Origin of the sequence: Paraburkholderia guartelaensis, from assembly GCF_004353905.1 — a bacterium.
Taxonomy (GTDB): domain Bacteria; phylum Pseudomonadota; class Gammaproteobacteria; order Burkholderiales; family Burkholderiaceae; genus Paraburkholderia; species Paraburkholderia guartelaensis.
This window is the reverse complement of sequence record NZ_SMOD01000009.1, coordinates 269957-286688: the sequence shown is the minus strand read 5'-3', so window position 1 is coordinate 286688 and position 16732 is coordinate 269957. Positions and strand designations below refer to the sequence as shown.

15 protein-coding genes are annotated in these 16732 nt (G+C 64.0%); 11 read left to right on the top strand and 4 right to left on the bottom strand.

Features of this window, described 5'->3' with window-relative positions; all coding sequences use genetic code 11:
* Positions 1 to 301, top strand: a 301-nt coding sequence (locus tag E1N52_RS44580) for a hypothetical protein (RefSeq protein ID WP_205965611.1), incomplete at its 5' end; no start/stop codon positions are given.
* 30 nt (positions 302 to 331) lie between these two features.
* On the opposite strand, the gene E1N52_RS14650 is transcribed toward E1N52_RS44580, so the two are convergent.
* Positions 332 to 1591: an SGNH/GDSL hydrolase family protein gene (locus E1N52_RS14650; RefSeq protein ID WP_133183466.1), complete on the bottom strand. Its 1260-nt coding sequence runs from the start codon at positions 1589 to 1591 to the stop codon at positions 332 to 334.
* 266 nt (positions 1592 to 1857) lie between these two features.
* Between E1N52_RS14650 and paaA the strand changes: the two genes are divergently transcribed.
* The 8 genes from paaA (at position 1858) to E1N52_RS14610 (ending at position 8177) form a co-directional block, all read left to right on the top strand.
* Positions 1858 to 2856 carry a 1,2-phenylacetyl-CoA epoxidase subunit PaaA gene (gene paaA / locus E1N52_RS14645; RefSeq protein WP_133183465.1) on the top strand — a complete coding sequence of 333 codons (999 nt, stop codon included), beginning with the start codon at positions 1858 to 1860 and terminating at the stop codon, positions 2854 to 2856.
* A gap of 40 nt (positions 2857 to 2896) precedes the next feature.
* Positions 2897 to 3181, top strand: coding sequence for a 1,2-phenylacetyl-CoA epoxidase subunit PaaB (gene paaB / locus E1N52_RS14640; protein WP_028203445.1), 285 nt, complete (start codon positions 2897 to 2899; stop codon positions 3179 to 3181).
* Between the two features lie 9 nt (positions 3182 to 3190).
* The gene (gene paaC / locus E1N52_RS14635; RefSeq protein ID WP_133183464.1) at positions 3191 to 3997 is read left to right on the top strand and encodes a 1,2-phenylacetyl-CoA epoxidase subunit PaaC; all 807 of its coding nucleotides are present in this window, start codon (positions 3191 to 3193) and stop codon (positions 3995 to 3997) included.
* 29 nt (positions 3998 to 4026) lie between these two features.
* Complete coding sequence (paaD, locus tag E1N52_RS14630; protein ID WP_133183463.1) at positions 4027 to 4560, top strand: 1,2-phenylacetyl-CoA epoxidase subunit PaaD; 534 nt, start codon at positions 4027 to 4029, stop codon at positions 4558 to 4560.
* A gap of 1 nt (position 4561) precedes the next feature.
* On the top strand, positions 4562 to 5650 hold the full coding sequence (gene paaE, locus E1N52_RS14625; protein ID WP_133183462.1) for a 1,2-phenylacetyl-CoA epoxidase subunit PaaE: 1089 nt from the start codon (positions 4562 to 4564) through the stop codon (positions 5648 to 5650).
* A 165-nt stretch (positions 5651 to 5815) separates the two neighbouring features.
* Positions 5816 to 6640, top strand: coding sequence for a DUF1835 domain-containing protein (locus E1N52_RS14620; protein WP_133183461.1), 825 nt, complete (start codon positions 5816 to 5818; stop codon positions 6638 to 6640).
* 6 nt (positions 6641 to 6646) lie between these two features.
* Positions 6647 to 7249: a TetR/AcrR family transcriptional regulator gene (locus E1N52_RS14615; protein ID WP_133183460.1), complete on the top strand. Its 603-nt coding sequence runs from the start codon at positions 6647 to 6649 to the stop codon at positions 7247 to 7249.
* Between the two features lie 262 nt (positions 7250 to 7511).
* Entirely contained in the window at positions 7512 to 8177 is a 666-nt protein-coding gene (locus E1N52_RS14610; protein WP_133183459.1) for a GNAT family N-acetyltransferase, read from the top strand.
* An 82-nt stretch (positions 8178 to 8259) separates the two neighbouring features.
* On the opposite strand, the gene E1N52_RS14605 is transcribed toward E1N52_RS14610, so the two are convergent.
* A complete protein-coding gene (locus tag E1N52_RS14605) occupies positions 8260 to 8754 on the bottom strand; it encodes an Lrp/AsnC family transcriptional regulator (protein ID WP_028203439.1) in 495 nt (164 codons plus the stop codon).
* A gap of 139 nt (positions 8755 to 8893) precedes the next feature.
* Between E1N52_RS14605 and hppD the strand changes: the two genes are divergently transcribed.
* Positions 8894 to 9991 carry a 4-hydroxyphenylpyruvate dioxygenase gene (gene hppD / locus E1N52_RS14600; RefSeq protein WP_133183458.1) on the top strand — a complete coding sequence of 366 codons (1098 nt, stop codon included), beginning with the start codon at positions 8894 to 8896 and terminating at the stop codon, positions 9989 to 9991.
* 145 nt (positions 9992 to 10136) lie between these two features.
* Here hppD and E1N52_RS14595 read toward each other — a convergent pair whose 3' ends face one another.
* Entirely contained in the window at positions 10137 to 10325 is a 189-nt protein-coding gene (locus tag E1N52_RS14595) for a hypothetical protein (RefSeq protein WP_133183457.1), read from the bottom strand.
* A gap of 406 nt (positions 10326 to 10731) precedes the next feature.
* On the opposite strand from E1N52_RS14595, the gene E1N52_RS14590 reads away from it, so the two are divergent.
* On the top strand, positions 10732 to 14334 hold the full coding sequence (locus E1N52_RS14590) for an indolepyruvate ferredoxin oxidoreductase family protein (RefSeq protein WP_133183456.1): 3603 nt from the start codon (positions 10732 to 10734) through the stop codon (positions 14332 to 14334).
* A gap of 89 nt (positions 14335 to 14423) precedes the next feature.
* On the opposite strand, the gene E1N52_RS14585 is transcribed toward E1N52_RS14590, so the two are convergent.
* Positions 14424 to 16709 (bottom strand): NADP-dependent malic enzyme, encoded by a 2286-nt coding sequence (locus tag E1N52_RS14585; RefSeq protein ID WP_133183455.1) that lies wholly within the window; start codon positions 16707 to 16709, stop codon positions 14424 to 14426.
* Positions 16710 to 16732 lie beyond the last annotated feature (23 nt).

The window sequence follows — 16732 nt, the reverse complement described above, 5'->3', positions numbered from 1 at the left end:
GAAGAACGACATCAGGTCGCCACCGCATCAAGCGCCCACACTTATCGGCTGTAAATTTTTAAAGATCGTTCGCGAAAGCGCCGTTAAAACTGCTCAACTACCGGCTTCTTTCTGCGTTGCTGCGTCAGCAGCAGAGAAACGAGATTATGAAGAATCCTTTTCGCTTCGTCAACCCCTTTTTTTCGCTCACCGCTTGAAAAAGCTGCTGACTCCTGCGTCCGCCGGTTTCCTCGGCGGCCCTCGCTGCCTGACGTCAGAGACATCGAACTGCGAAGGGGGCAAATCTTATCGCCCCCGCTGACGTCGTGCAAGGGGGTGGCGAAAATATTCCTTACTTCCGGGTAAGGACCTCCTGCGGCACCGCATTCGCCATCGCCGCGTAGCCCGCATCGCTGGGGTGGATGTGGTCGCCGCTGTCATAGCCGTAACGCAGTCGTGCCGGATCCGCCGGGTCACGCAGCGCGGCATCGAAGTCGACCACGCCGTCGAATGCCCCACTCGTCCGAATCCACTGGTTCACCGCCGTGCGGATCGCCTCGCGTTCCGGCGGCAGCGAAGCCGGCGTGAGCGTCGCGCCGAAAATGCGTACGCCGCGCCCGTGCGCCTGCGCGATCACGCGACGGTACCCAGCGATCAGGTCATTCGCGTCCACATGCGTATGAGGAAAGTCGCAGTCGAGGCCCGATCGTGCCGGCATCCCCTGGAAGTTGATGTCGTTGATGCCGATAAGCAGCACCACCGTCTTCACGCCTGGATGGCCGAGCGCGTCGCGGCCGAAGCGCCGCTCGAGCGCCTCGCCGTAGCAAGGCGAATCGCTCAACAGCCGGTTGCCGCTGATCCCTAGATCGATCACGGCGAGATCCGTGCGCTGCGACTGTGCGATGCGGCGCGCCAACGCGTCCGGCCAGCGACGGTTCTGATTGAGCGAGGAACGCATGCCATCGGTAATGGAATCGCCGATCGCCGCAACCGTCGACGCCCCCGGCGCCTCGACCGCTAGCCCCGTCACCCACGCGAACTGCGTAAAGCGCTCGGTGAACGCGCCAATCGACGGATCCGCGATGTGATTGCCCGGACGCGAGACGTAATTCACCTGACTCGCCACGCGGTGCCACGCGACCATCTTTTGCTCGGGTCCCATATAGGAGCTGATGGCATATGGGGCGTGCGCCTTCAGATCGATCTGCACCGGATCGCTATCGAGCGCCGCGCCGGGAGGCACCGACACCGACGCCCGACCGCCGAAGGTCACGTGCGCCGTACCCGCCTCGCTCGCCGCCGCGCCGCCCGCAGACGGCGCAATCGCCATCGCCTCGATCACGAGCGGCGTGCGCCCATAGAGGTTGCTCACATGCACCCGCGCGACCGTGCCGCCCAGCGTCGGATACACGATCTGCCGAACAGTACGCCCGGCCACCTCGGGCGCGCGGTACAGCGCCGGGAGCGCGTCGCGCTCGGGAATCGACTGCAGCGCCGTCGCCCAGCTCGTGACCCAGGGGCCCGGGGCTTGATCCGCGAACGCCGGAGACGCGGCGCCAAGTGAAATGAACACAGCGGCCGCAGCCGCGAGGGGAGCAAAAGAAATCTTCATCCGTGAACGAGTGCGCAGGCAAAGGGGCATTGTGCCCCATGGCCCGGTGCGCAGCCTTCCATACGCCTGACAATCCGGCGCACGAAACCACGCGAAAACCCACGCACAAGCCACACAAACGAACAAATCCCAGGCATTCCTGCTGCCGCCCCACTAAAACTCAGCAGTAGGCCCGAATTTCTTTGTCCTACCTCAAAAAATTCATTTACCGACCGGTCGGTTGGTTTATACTGCGCGACATACCCAACTTCGACGAGAGCGTCTTCATGTACACGCAATCCCTCGACATCCCCGGCAACGTTGCTCCGCTCGACGCGGACGCAACCTCGCCGGAGCAGGCGCAGTTCGACGCCATCATGGCCGCCGACGGCAAGATCGAGCCGCAGGACTGGATGCCCGAAGCCTATCGCAAGACGCTCGTGCGCCAGATCTCGCAGCATGCGCACTCGGAAGTCGTCGGCATGCTGCCGGAAGGCAACTGGATCTCGCGCGCGCCGAGCCTCAAGCGCAAGGCGATCCTGCTCGCCAAGGTGCAGGACGAAGCGGGCCACGGCCTCTATCTGTATAGCGCGGCGGAAACGCTCGGCGTGTCGCGCGACCAGCTCGTCGATGCCCTGCACGCCGGCAAGGCCAAGTATTCGAGCATCTTCAATTACCCGACGCCCACGTGGGCCGATGTCGGCGTGATCGGCTGGCTCGTGGACGGCGCGGCGATCATGAACCAGATCCCGCTGTGCCGCTGCACGTATGGCCCGTACGCGCGCGCCATGATCCGCATCTGCAAGGAAGAGTCGTTCCACCAGCGCCAGGGCTTCGACGCCCTGCTCGCCATGATGAGCGGCACCGAAGCGCAGCGCGAACTCGTTCAGCAATCCGTGAACCGCTGGTGGTGGCCGGTGCTGATGATGTTCGGCCCGAGCGATGCCGATTCGGTCCACAGCAACCAGTCGGCCAAATGGGGCATCAAGCGCATCTCGAACGACGATCTGCGCCAGAAGTTCGTCGACGCGACGGTCGAGCAGGCGAAGGTGCTGGGCGTCACGCTGCCCGACCCGGATCTGAAATGGAACGAAGCGCGCGGCCACTACGACTACGGCACGATCGACTGGGAAGAATTCTGGCGCGTCGTGAACGGCGACGGCCCGTGCAACCGCGAGCGTCTCGGCACGCGCGTGAAGGCGCACAACGAAGGTGCGTGGGTGCGCGAAGCCGCCCTCGCCCATGCCGAAAAGCAACGTCAGCGCGCCGAAAAGCACGCAGCTTGAGCACACCTCATACATGAATCAGGAAGGAAGGAGATCCACGATGAACAAGGAATGGCCGATCTGGGAAGTGTTCGTGCGTAGCAAGCAGGGGCTCGACCACAAGCACTGTGGCAGCCTGCACGCCTCCGACGCCTCGATGGCGCTGCGCATGGCGCGCGACGTCTACACGCGCCGCCAGGAAGGCGTGAGCATCTGGGTGGTGCCGTCGTCGGCAATCACGGCATCGGATCCGAACGAAAAGGCTGAGCTCTTCGAGCCGGCCGGCGACAAGATCTATCGCCACCCGACGTTCTACACGCTGCCCGACGAAGTCAACCACATGTAAGAGCGCAACATGACGACGCCCACGCCTGAACAACTCGCGTACGTGCTGCGCCTCGCCGATACGGCGCTGATCCTCGGTCAGCGCAACACGGAATGGTGCGGCCACGGCCCGATCCTCGAAGAAGACATCGCGCTCGCCAACATGAGCCTCGACCTGATCGGTCAGGCGCGCCTGCTCTACACGCATGCCGCCACGCTCGAAAAGGCGCTCACCGGCCGCGAGCGCACCGAGGACGACTACGCCTACTTCCGCGCCGAGCGCGAATTCGCGAACTACACGCTCGCGGAGCTGCCGCATTTCGGCCCGCTCGCCGGCACGACGCATTCGTCCAACGACTACGCCGTGACGATCGTGCGCAACTTCCTCTACGCCACGCTGATGGAGCATCTGTGGACCGCGCTGCTGCGCTCCGCCGACCCGCAGCTGGCCGCGATCGCCGAGCGCTCGATCAAGGAAACGCGCTACCACGTGCACCATGCGCGCGAGTGGCTGATCCGTTTCGGCGACGGCACCGACGAATCGCACCGCCGTGCCCAGGCCGCGCTCGACTGGCTGATGCCGTACACGCGGGAATTCTTCAGCACGGACGCCGTGGAAACGGCCGTGGCCGAAGCCGGCATCGCACCTCTCACGGCGCAGTTCGAAGCCGCGTGGCGCGCCGACGTGGAAGCCGCGCTCGAAGAAGCCACGCTTACGCTGCCTGAGCAGGTGTTCCACATCACGACCGGCAAGCACGGCGAGCACTCGGAGCACATCGGTTTCGTGCTGGCCGAGATGCAGAGCCTCGCGCGCCAGCACCCGGACGCGCGCTGGTAAGCACCCCCGCCGGAACAGAGGAAGTCACGATGCAAGCAACGGCAGATCACGCGCTCGAACGCGCCTGGGAAGTGCTGGAATCGGTGCCCGATCCGGAGATTCCGGTCGTGTCGATCCGCGAACTGGGCATTCTGCGCGACGTGCGCCGCGCCGACGACGGCCAGATCGAAGTGGTCATCACGCCCACCTACTCCGGCTGCCCGGCGATGTCGCAGATCGCGGAGGACGTCGCGCACGCGCTCGACGCCGCCGCACTCACGCCCTACCGCATCGCGACGACCCTGACGCCCGCGTGGACCACCGACTGGATTACCGACGAAGCGCGCGAGAAGCTGCGCGCCTATGGCATCGCGCCGCCCACGGGCAACTGCGGCTCCGCGCCTCAATCGGCCGAACAGCCGATCACCTTTATCGCGAAACCGAAGCCGTTGCCCGCGCCCGCCTGCCCGCACTGCGGCTCGAAGCACACCGAACGCCTCGCGCAGTTCGGCTCGACCGCGTGCAAGGCGCTCTACCGCTGCATCGACTGCCGCGAACCCTTCGACTACTTCAAACCGTACTGATATGGCCACTCCGCAATTCCATTCGCTGCGCATCCGCGAAGTGCGGCCCGAAACCGCGGACGCGGTCTCTGTCGCTTTCGAAGTCCCGCCCGAGCTGCGCGAGGCGTTTCGCTTCACCCAGGGGCAGTTCGTCACGCTCAAGACCCACATCGACGGTGAGGAAACGCGTCGTTCGTACTCGATCTGCGTGGGTGTAACCGACTACGACCGCGACGGCGAGTTGCGCATCGGCATCAAGCGCGTGCGCGGCGGGCGTTTTTCGAATTTCGCGTTCGAGCAGCTCGCGCCCGGCCACGAGATCGACGTGATGACGCCCGATGGCCGCTTTTTCACGCATCTGAACGCCGAGCACGGCAAGCATTACGTGGCCTTCTCGGGCGGCTCTGGCATCACGCCCGTACTCGCGATCATCAAGACGACGCTCGAATCGGAGCCGCGCAGCGCGTTCACGCTCGTGTACGGCAACCGCAGCGTCGACGCGATCATGTTCGCCGAAGAGCTGGAAGACCTGAAGAACCGCTTCATGAGCCGCTTCCGCCTCTATCACGTGCTCTCGGACGACCTGCAGGACGTCGAGCTCTTCAATGGCGTGCTCGATCAGGCCAAGTGCGCGGCATTCCTCGAAACGCTGCTGCCCGCCGACGAGATCGACGAAGCCTTCATCTGCGGTCCCGGCCCGATGATGGACGCCGCCGAAGCCGCGTTCAAGGACGCGGGCGTGCCGCCGCAGAAGGTGCACGTGGAGCGCTTCGGCTCGCCGCTGCCGCAGGCGGGCGTGCCGAACGTCGAGATCACCGAAAGCACGCCGGCGGCCGACCTCGAAATCGTCATCGACGGCAAGAAACGCAAGATGCGCCTGCCGTACGAGGGCGTGAGCCTGCTCGACGTCGGTCTGAAAGCGGGTCTGGCGCTGCCTTACGCGTGCAAGGGCGGCGTGTGCTGCACCTGCCGCGCCAAGGTGCTCGAGGGCGAGGTCAAGATGGACAAGAACTACACGCTCGAGGAGCAGGAGGTGAAGGACGGCTTCGTACTCACCTGCCAGTGCCATCCGGTGAGCGAGCGTGTGGTCGTGAGTTTCGACGAACGTTAAGGCGTTAGAGCAACAGCACGCTTTCGGCCCGCAGGCGATCCGCTTACACTAGGGGCCGCCCGCGGGTGTTGCAGCGCAGCGCTGCGACACCCGCGGGCGGCTCCTTTTGTTATTTGCGTGCTTTCGGGCTTATAGGGCGTTCATCGTGAACGCAACGAGTTGTCGATGACCACGATTCACCTCATTTACGGCGAGCCGGCCGCGACGGCGCTACGTCAGGCCCTCGAAACGGCAGGCCGTCCGGACCGCGTGATCGCCCTGCGCGACGACCTGACGGTCGGACCCCTGCGCGACATCGACGTGGCGAGCAACCCCGGCGTGGTACAACGCGCCGCCTTCTGGGAGCGTCTCGGCGATGCGCCGCCAGCCCTGGCGCACGACGACTGCGCGGCGCTGAACGCCCTCGAAGCCGACGACTCCCACGTGGTGATCTGGCACACACACGACGCCGCGCACCAGCTCGCGCTGCGGCGGGTCTGCTACCGCTTGCGCGACGTCCCGCAGCGCCTGAACGAAGTGCGCCTCACCGCCGACGAAATTTCGGGCCCGAACGCCGCAGCCCGCATCGAGGCGCGCTTGCCCGACGCCGCGCCGATCTCGGTGCTGCGCATCACGCGTCTCGCGCTGGAGTGGCAGGAAGCCAAGTTCGCCAATGGCGAGACGCGCCGCTGGCGCGACAATACCTTTACGAGCGGCACGTGGAGCGACCTCGACGCCATGATCCTCGACGTGCTCGACGCGCATGAAGACCGTCCGGCGGGCGCATCGTGGCTCGCCAGCGACGCGCTCGGCGCAGCGCTCACGCGCGGCGGCGCCGGCTTCACCGTTGGCGAGCCCGTCGTGCTGTGGCGCCTGCGTGAACTATGCGCGGCTGAAGAACTGCGTCTGCGCGACGATATGTGCGCCGCCTGCGCGCCGCTCGCCGCTGCCGCACGCGCCGCGCGTCCGCCGCTTCCGCAAACTGCCGCGCATCTTTCCCTCCCCCGCTGAATTCCCATGGCACGCACCCGAGCGCCCGACCACGAAACCCAACGCGACCAGATTCTCGAGCTCGCCGCCGCCAAATTCGCGCAGACGAGCTACCCGAGCACCTCGATGTCGGACCTCGCGGCCGCCAGCGGCACCTCGAAGGCGCGGCTCTATCACTATTACGAGAGCAAGGAAGCGATCCTCTTCGATCTGCTCGATCGCTACACCAAGCGGCTCATGCTGATCATCGCGGAGGTGGAAGGGGCGAGCCAGCGGCGCGGTCACGACGAACGCGAGAGCTTCGCTGAGCTGATTCGCGCGTTTCTCGCCGAGTACGAAACCTCGCACAGCCGCCACGTGGCGCTCCTGAACGACGTCAAATACCTCGTGGACACCCAGCGCGAGATCATCCTGAACCGCCAGCGCGACGTGGTCGCCGCCTTTACGCGCCAGCTCGCGCGCGCGTATCCCGGCCGCGTCACGAACGAAAACCAGACCGCGCTGACGATGATGGTGTTCGGCATGATCAACTGGACGTTTACCTGGCTCAAGCCCGGTGGCCGCCTGGGCTATCGCGACTTCGCCGAGCAGGTTATCGCGATGGTCGATCACGGTCTGAAGGGCGCCTGAAGGGCGCGTGGACGGTGTTTGACCGGTAAGATTTTTCGGGCCAGATTGTTGCGGCGCGACATGATGCACCACAACAACAGTTGACACGTCAAACGACCCGAAAAAATACTTCTTAGTAATCAAATAGTTGCACTCTTATTTTTATTAATTAGGCGCAACACTCAAATTTACACTCCGGGTTTTCCCTAGAGCGCACCCAGGGTTTCCGCTAGAATGCGTTTTGCGCTGCATCATGCGGCATGCATTTTAAGGAGAACCCACCATGAACCCGCTTTCGACCCAAGCCAACGTGCCGATCATTTCGTCCGCTCGTCCGCTGACGTCCGGACATGCGTCCGTCATGGTGCGAGTGCTCACCTCGGCAGACCGCGAACGCCTGCTCGCGCACTTTCTCTCGCTCGACAGCGATGACCGCCTGCTGCGCTTCGGCCAGGCCGCCCCGGACCACGTGATCGAAAAGTACGTGCGCTCGATGGACTTCACGCGCGACACCGTGTTCGGCGTGTTCGACCACCAGCTGCAACTCGTGGGCGTCGGCCATCTGGCCTACCTGCCGGCGGACGGCAACGGCCGCACGGCCGAGTTCGGCGTGTCCGTGCAGGAAAGCGCGCGAGGCCAGGGCATTGGCTCGAAGCTCTTTGAGCGCGCCGCCATCCGCAGCCGCAATACGCACGTCACCACGCTTTACATGCACTGCCTGTCGCGCAACTCGACGATGATGCACATCGCGAAGAAGTCGGGCATGAAGATCGAGTACGCCTACGGCGAAGCCGATGCCTATCTCTCGCTCGAGCCGGCCGACCAGAGCAGCATCATCGCCGAAATGCTCCAGGAGCAAGCTGCCGTTTTCGACTACGCGCTCAAGCGTCAGGCGCGCCAGGCGCGCAAGCTGATGGAAACGGTCCTGCCGCAAGCTGTCGCGGCGTGACTCCTGCCCTTCGGGACAGACTGATGCAATGAAAAAAGCGGCTTCGGCCGCTTTTTTTGCGCCCGCTGCAGCCGGCGCGCGATCAGCGGATCGGCAAAGCCGTCGTCTCCTTGAACGTGTCGAGCGAAAAGCTGGACTTCACGTCGATCACTGAAGGATGGTGCAGCAACTGGTCCTGCACGAAGCGTGAGAAGTGCGCCATATCCTCCACCTGCACGCGCAGCAGAAAGTCCATATCGCCCGTCATCGCGTGGCAGGCCACCACCTCCGGCCAGGTCTGCACCGCCGCACGAAACAGCTCGGCATGCGTCACGCCCTCGCGCCCTGCCGCCGTCGGGCCTCGCTTCTCCAGCCGCACGTTCACGTAGGCAAGCAGGTCGAGCCCTAGTTTCTGCGCATCGAGCAGCGCCACGTAGCTGCGAATCACGCCGCTTTCCTCCAGCCGCCGGATGCGCCGCAAACACGGGCTCGGCGAGAGATTCACGCGCTCGGCGATCTCCTGGTTCGAGAGCCGGCCATTCTCCTGAAGGATCGCCAGAATGCGCCGGTCGATTGCGTCCAATTCGATGCTTGCCATTTTCTGCCTTCCAATTACTCGATCAAGGCAGTTTATAGCGCAGATAGACGGCAGCGCGACCCAACTCGCAAGTTTTCTCCCAATACGGCGAACTACACTAAGCGCACGAAATCTGATCTACATCAGCCAGGAGACAACCATGCAGGTCCCCAACTGGGAGAACCCCGTCGGCACCGACGGCTTCGAATTCATCGAATACACCGCGCCGGACCCCAAGGCGCTCGGCAAACTGTTCGAACGCATGGGCTTCACGGCCATCGCGCGCCATCGCCATAAGGACGTGACGCTCTACCGCCAGGGCGACATCAACTTCATCGTCAACGGCGAACCCGATTCGTTCGCCCAGCGCTTTACCCGCCTGCACGGCCCGTCGATCTGCGCGATCGCCTTCCGCGTGCAGGACGCGGCCAAGGCCTACAAGCACGCGCTCGAACTCGGCGCGTGGGGCTTCGACAACAAGACGGGCCCGATGGAGCTGAACATTCCCGCCATCAAGGGCATTGGCGACTCGCTGATCTATTTCGTCGACCGCTGGCGCGGCAAGAACGGCGCGGCGCCGGGCAGCATCGGCGACATCAGCATCTATGACGTCGACTTCGAGCCGATCGCGGGCGCCGAGCAGAACCCGGTCGGCCACGGCCTCACCTATATCGACCACCTCACGCACAACGTCCACCGCGGCCGCATGAACGAATGGGCCGAGTTCTACGAGCGCCTGTTCAACTTCCGCGAAATCCGCTATTTCGACATCGAGGGCAAGGTCACGGGCGTGAAGTCGAAGGCGATGACCTCGCCCTGCGGCAAGATCCGCATCCCGATCAACGAGGAAGGCGGCGAGACGGCGGGCCAGATCCAGGAGTACCTCGACGCCTATCACGGCGAAGGCATCCAGCACATCGCACTCGGCACGAACGACATCTACCGCACCGTGGATGGCCTGCGCGCGTCGAACATCGCGCTGCTCGACACGATCGACACGTACTACGAACTCGTGAACCGCCGCATTCCGGGCCACACCGAGCCGCTGGAAGAGCTGAAGAAGCGCAAGATCCTGATCGACGGCATGCCCGAAGACCTGCTGCTGCAGATCTTCACGGAAAACCAGATCGGCCCGATCTTCTTCGAGATCATCCAGCGCAAGGGCAACCAGGGCTTCGGCGAGGGCAACTTCAAGGCGCTGTTCGAATCGATCGAGCTCGACCAGATCCGCCGTGGCGTGGTGCAGGACAAGGCATGACGCGCTCACGCCGTTAATTTCGGCCAAAGGCAAACAAAAAGGGCGAAGATCGCACGATCTTCGCCCTTTTTGACTTTTGAATCCGCCGCCGCACACCCCGGCGCCGGATTCAGGTGAATGAAATGCTGCGCGGATCAGCGCGGCATCAGGATTTGCGTTCGGCCTTCGCGGCCGGCATGGCGTTCGTATCAGCCTTCATGCTCAGCGTGTACTGGGCGCATCGGGTCGTCGCACTCTCGCCGCTCTTCGTGCTGGCGTTCGAATGCAGTGGCGCGCTCATGGCAAAGAACGCAGCCGAGACCGTCAGGAAGGTCTGGATATGTCGATTATTCATGCTGGACTCCTTTTTTAGACTGCCTGTCGCAGTAGTGCCCCTTTTAATAACTGTTAACAGCCAGGGAAGCTGCGCGGTTCGCACAGGTGAGGGAGTTAGACAGGATATTCAAGTCCGGTTCCCATGTAGTGCAAGTTTTACACGTTGTTACTCCTCTGAGGAATTCGATACATCCGTTATTACACAAGGGTTTCAGGCCGCTTGCGCGACACGGCGCCACAGGCCCGAAAGATGCAGCGCAATGCGGCGCGGCGCTCCGAGCGCTCGCAGCGGCGGGTTTATCCGAGTGCTACTATCGAAAGAAAGAAGCCAATATGGCGACCCCGGCCGAAGCATTCACAAGATGCCGAGGCCCTGAAGTTCTGGCGATCCCACAACGGATTGGTTGGATGGAGGAAGACAGATAATGAATGCCCCGCTAGACGCAGGTCAGCGCGCTTCGCTCGAAGCCGCACTCGCTTCCGTCACGCTCGACGATAAATACACCCTCGAACGCGGCCGCGCGTACATGAGCGGCATCCAGGCGCTGGTCCGCCTGCCGATGCTGCAGCAGGAACGCGACAAGGCCGCCGGTCTCAATACCGCGGGGTTCATCTCGGGTTATCGCGGCTCGCCGCTCGGCGGTCTCGATCAGTCCCTCTGGAAGGCGAAGCAGCATCTCGCCGCGCATCAGATCGTATTTCAGCCAGGTGTGAACGAAGACCTCGCCGCGACCGCCGTCTGGGGCTCGCAGCAGGTGAACCTGTATCCATCCGCGAAATACGACGGCGTGTTTTCGATGTGGTACGGAAAGGGCCCGGGCGTCGACCGCAGCGGCGACGTGTTCAAGCACGGCAATTCCGCCGGCTCGTCGCCGCACGGCGGTGTGCTCGTGCTCGCCGGCGACGACCATGCGGCCAAATCGTCCACGCTCGCGCACCAGTCGGAGCACGTCTTCAAGGCCTGCGGGCTGCCGGTGCTGTTCCCCTCGAACGTGCAGGAATATCTCGACTTCGGCCTGCATGGCTGGGCGATGAGCCGCTACTCGGGCCTCTGGGTCGCGATGAAATGCGTGACCGACGTGGTGGAATCGTCGGCGTCGGTCGAGCTCGACCCGCATCGCACGAACATCATCCTTCCCGAAGATTTCGCGATGCCCGAGGGCGGCCTGAACATCCGCTGGCCCGATCCGCCGCTCGTGCAGGAAGCGCGTCTGCTCGACTACAAGTGGTACGCGGGGCTCGCCTACGTGCGCGCCAACAAGCTCGACCGCGTCGAGATCGATTCGCCGCATGCGCGCTTTGGCATCATCACGGGCGGCAAGGCCTACCTGGACGTGCGCCAGGCGCTCACCGACCTCGGCCTCGACGACGAGACCTGCTCGCGCATCGGTATCCGGCTCTACAAGGTCGGCTGCGTGTGGCCACTCGAAGCGCAGGGCGCGCACGCCTTCGCGCGCGGCCTCGAAGAGATTCTCGTGGTCGAGGAAAAGCGCCAGATTCTCGAATACGCGATCAAGGAAGAGCTGTACAACTGGCCCGACGCACAGCGTCCGCGCGTGTACGGCAAGTTCGACGAAAAGGATGGCGCGGGCGGCGAATGGTCGGTGCCGATGGGCAACTGGCTGCTGCCCGCGCACTACGAGCTTTCGCCGGCGATCATTGCCAAGGCCATCTCCACGCGGCTCGACAAGTTCGAATTGCCCTCGGACGTGCGCGCGCGTATCGCCGCGCGCATGAGTGTGATCGAGGCCAAGGAAAGGGCGCTCGCCAAGCCGCGCGTGCAGGCGGAGCGCAAACCGTGGTTCTGCTCGGGCTGCCCGCACAACACGTCGACGAACGTGCCCGAGGGCTCGCGCGCGATGGCCGGCATCGGCTGCCACTACATGACCGTCTGGATGGACCGCAACACGAGCACCTTCAGCCAGATGGGCGGCGAAGGCGTGGCGTGGGTCGGCCAGGCGCCGTTCACGAACGACAAGCACGTGTTCGCCAATCTGGGCGACGGCACCTACTTCCATTCGGGCCTGCTCGCCATCCGCGCGGCGATCGCCTCGAAGGCGAACATCACCTACAAGATTCTCTATAACGATGCGGTCGCGATGACAGGCGGCCAGCCGGTCGACGGCACGCTCACCGTGCCGCAGATCACGCATCAGGTCGCCGCCGAAGGCGCGGCGAAGATCGTGATCGTCACCGACGAACCCGAGAAGTACGAAGGCGAACCCGCCACGAAGCTCGCGCCGGGCGTGACGATCCATCACCGCGACCAGCTCGATGCGATCCAGCGCGAACTGCGCGAGGTTCCCGGCACGACGATCCTGATCTACGACCAGACCTGCGCCACGGAAAAGCGCCGCCGCCGCAAGCGCGGCACGTATCCGGACCCGGCGAAGCGCGTGGTCATCAACGAAGCCGTGTGCGAGGGCTGCGGCGATTGCTCGGTGCAGTCGAACTGCCTGAGCGTCGAGCCGCTCGATACGGAATACGGCACGAAGCGCCAGATCAACCAGTCCACCTGCAACAAGGACTTCTCGTGCCTGAAGGGCTTCTGCCCGAGCTTCGTGACGGTGGAAGGCGGCCAGCTACGCAAGCCGAAGACGAGCAGCGTCGCGAACGAAGCGATGCCGACCGTCCCGACGCCCGACGTGCCCGCCATCGACCGCCCCTACGGCGTGCTCGTGACGGGCGTGGGCGGCACCGGCGTGGTGACGATCGGCGCGCTGCTCGGCATGGCCGCGCACCTCGAAGCCAAGGGCGTGACCGTGCTCGACGTGACCGGTCTCGCGCAAAAGGGCGGCGCGGTGATGAGCCACGTGCAGATCGCCAACCGCCCCGACGACATCCACGCCACGCGCATCGCCATGGGCGAGGCGAACCTCGTGATCGGCTGCGACGCCATCGTGACGGCCGGCGACGACTGCGTCTCGCGCATGCAGGAAGGCATGACGCACGTGGTGCTCAACAGCGCGCCCACACCGACCGCCGAGTTCATCAAGAATCCGCAGTGGCAATTCCCGGGCTCCAACACCGAAGCCGACGTGCGCGCCGCAGCGGGCACAGACAACGTCGCGACCGTCGATGCGAACCGCTACGCGCTCGCGCTGCTCGGCGACGCGATCTACACGAACCCGTTCGTGCTCGGCTACGCGTGGCAAAAGGGCTGGCTGCCGCTCACGCACGAATCGCTCGTGCGCGCGATCGAGTTGAACGCGGTGCAGGTCGAGAAGAATCTCGCGGCGTTCGAATGGGGCCGCCGCGTGGCGCATGACCGCGCCGCTGTGGATCAGCTCGTGAAGAAGCCGATGCCGGAGCAGAACGCCGACGCGGCCGGGGCGAAGATCGTCTCGCTGCACACGCCCAGGGCGCTCGACACGCTCATCGACAAGCGCGCGCAGTATCTCGCCGCGTATCAAAGCCAGGCATACGCGCGGCGCTATCGCGCGTTCGTCGAAAGCGTGCGCCAGGCAGAAGCGAAGCTCGAGCACGTCGACGGTCAGTCTCCGCTCACCGAAGCCGTGGCGAAGAACCTGCACAAGCTGATGGCGTACAAGGACGAGTACGAGGTCGCGCGCCTCTACGCGGACCCGGCGTTCATCGAGAAGATCAAGGCGAGCTTCGAAGGCGACTGGAAGGTGAACTTCCATCTCGCCCCGCCCTCGCTCGCGAAGCATGACGACAAAGGCCAGCTCGTGAAGAAGCAATATGGCCCGCGCATGCTCACAGCCATGCGCATGCTCGCGAAGTTCAGGTTCCTGCGCGGCACGGCACTCGACCCGTTCGGCCGCACCGAGGAACGCCGTCACGAACGCGCATTGATCGGCGAGTATGAAACGCTGATGCGCGAAGTGATCGGCGGTCTGAGCGAAGCGAATCTGCCGCTCGCGCTGGAACTCGCGAACCTGCCCGACGCGATTCGCGGTTACGGCCACATCAAGGAGAACAACCTCAAGGCCACGCGTGCGAAGTGGGCCACGTTGCTCGCGAAGTGGCGCTCGCCGGAAAACGGCGCGGCGCGGCACGCGGCTTGACGCTCACCTGATTCGAGGCGGTAAAAACAAAGGGCGCTCCGTGCAATACGGAGCGCCCTTTTCACATCAGGCGATTCACGAAAGCGCGCTTACTTCGCAGCAGCCTTCGCCATGTTCGCGTTAGCCGAAGCCACCGCCGTCATGTTGATGATGCGTCGCACAGTCGCCGCCGGCGTGAGGATGTGCACCGGCTTCGACGCGCCCAGCAGGAACGGGCCGACCGTCACGCCTTCGCCGCCGATCACCTTCAGCAGGTTGTAGGCGATGTTGGCCGCTTCCACGTTCGGCATGATCAGCAGGTTCGCTTCGCCCGTGAGCGTCGTGCCCGGGAACGACTGCTTGCGGATCAGCTCGGAGAGCGCCGCGTCGCCGTGCATTTCACCGTCCACTTCGAGCTGCGGATCGCGTGCGGCGATCAGCTCGCGCGCGGCCTGCATGCGCTGCGACGTCGACGAACGCACGCTGCCGAAGTTCGACGACGACAGCAGCGCGACCTTCGGCGTGATGCCGAACTTCTCGATTTCGCGCGCGGCGAGAATCGTCATGTCGGCGAGCTGCTCGGCGCTCGGCACTTCGTTCACGTAGGTGTCGCTGATGAAGATGTTGCGGCCCGGCAGCATCAGCAGGTTCATCGCCGCGTAGTTCTCGGCTTCCTTCGCCTTGCCGAACACCTGGTCGATGAACTTGAGGTGATAGTCGAAGCTGTTCAGCAGGCCGCAGATCATGCCGTCGGCATCGCCCAGATGCACGAGAATCGCACCGATCAGCGTGTTGAACTTGCGCACCGAAGCCTTCGCCACGTCAGGCGTGATGCCCTGACGCGCGCCGAGTTCGTGGTACGCCTGCCAGCTCTTCTGGAAGCGCGGATCGTCTTCGGGATCGACGATCTCGAAGTCGGTGCCCGGACGCAGCTTCGAGCCCATCTTCTTCAGGCGCATTTCCACGACCGACGGACGGCCCACGATGATCGGCTTCGCGATCTTCTCGTTGAGCACGAACTGCGCGGCGCGCAGCACGCGCTCGTCTTCGCCCTCGGCGAACACGATGCGCGCGCACTTGGACTTCGCCGCTGCGAACACCGGACGCATCACCATGCCCGAGCGGTAGACCGTCGCGCCGAGCTGCTCGCGGTAGGCTTCCATGTCTTGGATCGGACGCGTGGCCACGCCGGAATCCATCGCAGCCTGCGCCACGGCCGGCGCGATCTTGATGATGAGGCGCGGATCGAAAGGCTTCGGAATCAGGTACTCCGGACCGAATTCGAGCGTGTGGCCTTCATAGGCCTTCGCCACTTCGTCGCCCTGATCGGTTTCTTCGGCGAGTTCCGCGATCGCGCGCACGCACGCGAGCTTCATCTCTTCCGTGATCGTCGTCGCGCCCACGTCCAGCGCGCCACGGAAGATGAACGGGAAGCACAGCACGTTGTTGACCTGGTTCGGATAGTCCGAACGGCCCGTGGCGATGATCGCATCCGGGCGTACCTTCTTCGCTTCTTCGGGGCGGATTTCCGGCTCCGGGTTCGCGAGTGCGAGGATCAGCGGCTTGTCGCCCATCTCCTTGACCATTTCGGGCTTGAGCACGCCTGCGCTCGAGCAGCCGAGGAACACGTCGGCGGCCTTGATCGCGTCGCCGAGCGTGCGCGCTTCGGTGTTGGCCGCGTAGCGCTGCTTCGACGGATCGAGATTGCCGCGGCCTTCGTAGATCACACCCTTCGAATCCGTGACGAGGACGTTCTCTTTCTTCAGACCGAGATTCACGAGCAGGTCCAGACACGCGATCGCCGCTGCGCCCGCGCCCGAGCACACGAGCTTCACTTCATCGAGTTTTTTCTCGACCACTTTCAGGCCATTGAGAATCGCCGCCGAAGCGATGATGGCCGTGCCGTGCTGATCGTCGTGGAAGACCGGAATCTTCATGCGCTCACGCAGCTTCTTCTCAATGTAGAAGCACTCGGGCGCCTTGATGTCTTCGAGGTTGATGCCGCCGAGCGTGGGCTCGAGCATCGCGATGGCTTCGACGAGCTTGTCCGGGTCGGTTTCGTCGAGTTCGATGTCGAACACGTCGATGCCGGCAAACTTCTTGAAGAGGCAACCCTTGCCTTCCATCACCGGCTTGGCCGCGAGCGGGCCGATATTGCCGAGGCCAAGCACGGCCGTGCCGTTCGTCACGACGCCGACGAGGTTGGCGCGCGAGGTGTACTTCTGCGCATCGAGCGGTTCTTCGTGAATCGCCATGCACGCGGCCGCAACGCCGGGCGAGTACGCGAGCGAAAGATCGAGCTGGTTCGACAACGGTTTGGTCGGTGTGACCGAGATCTTGCCGGGCTTCGGATTCTGGTGATACGCGAGCGCGCTTTGCTTCAGTTGTTCATCCATTTTCAGGCCTGCCTGGACGTGAG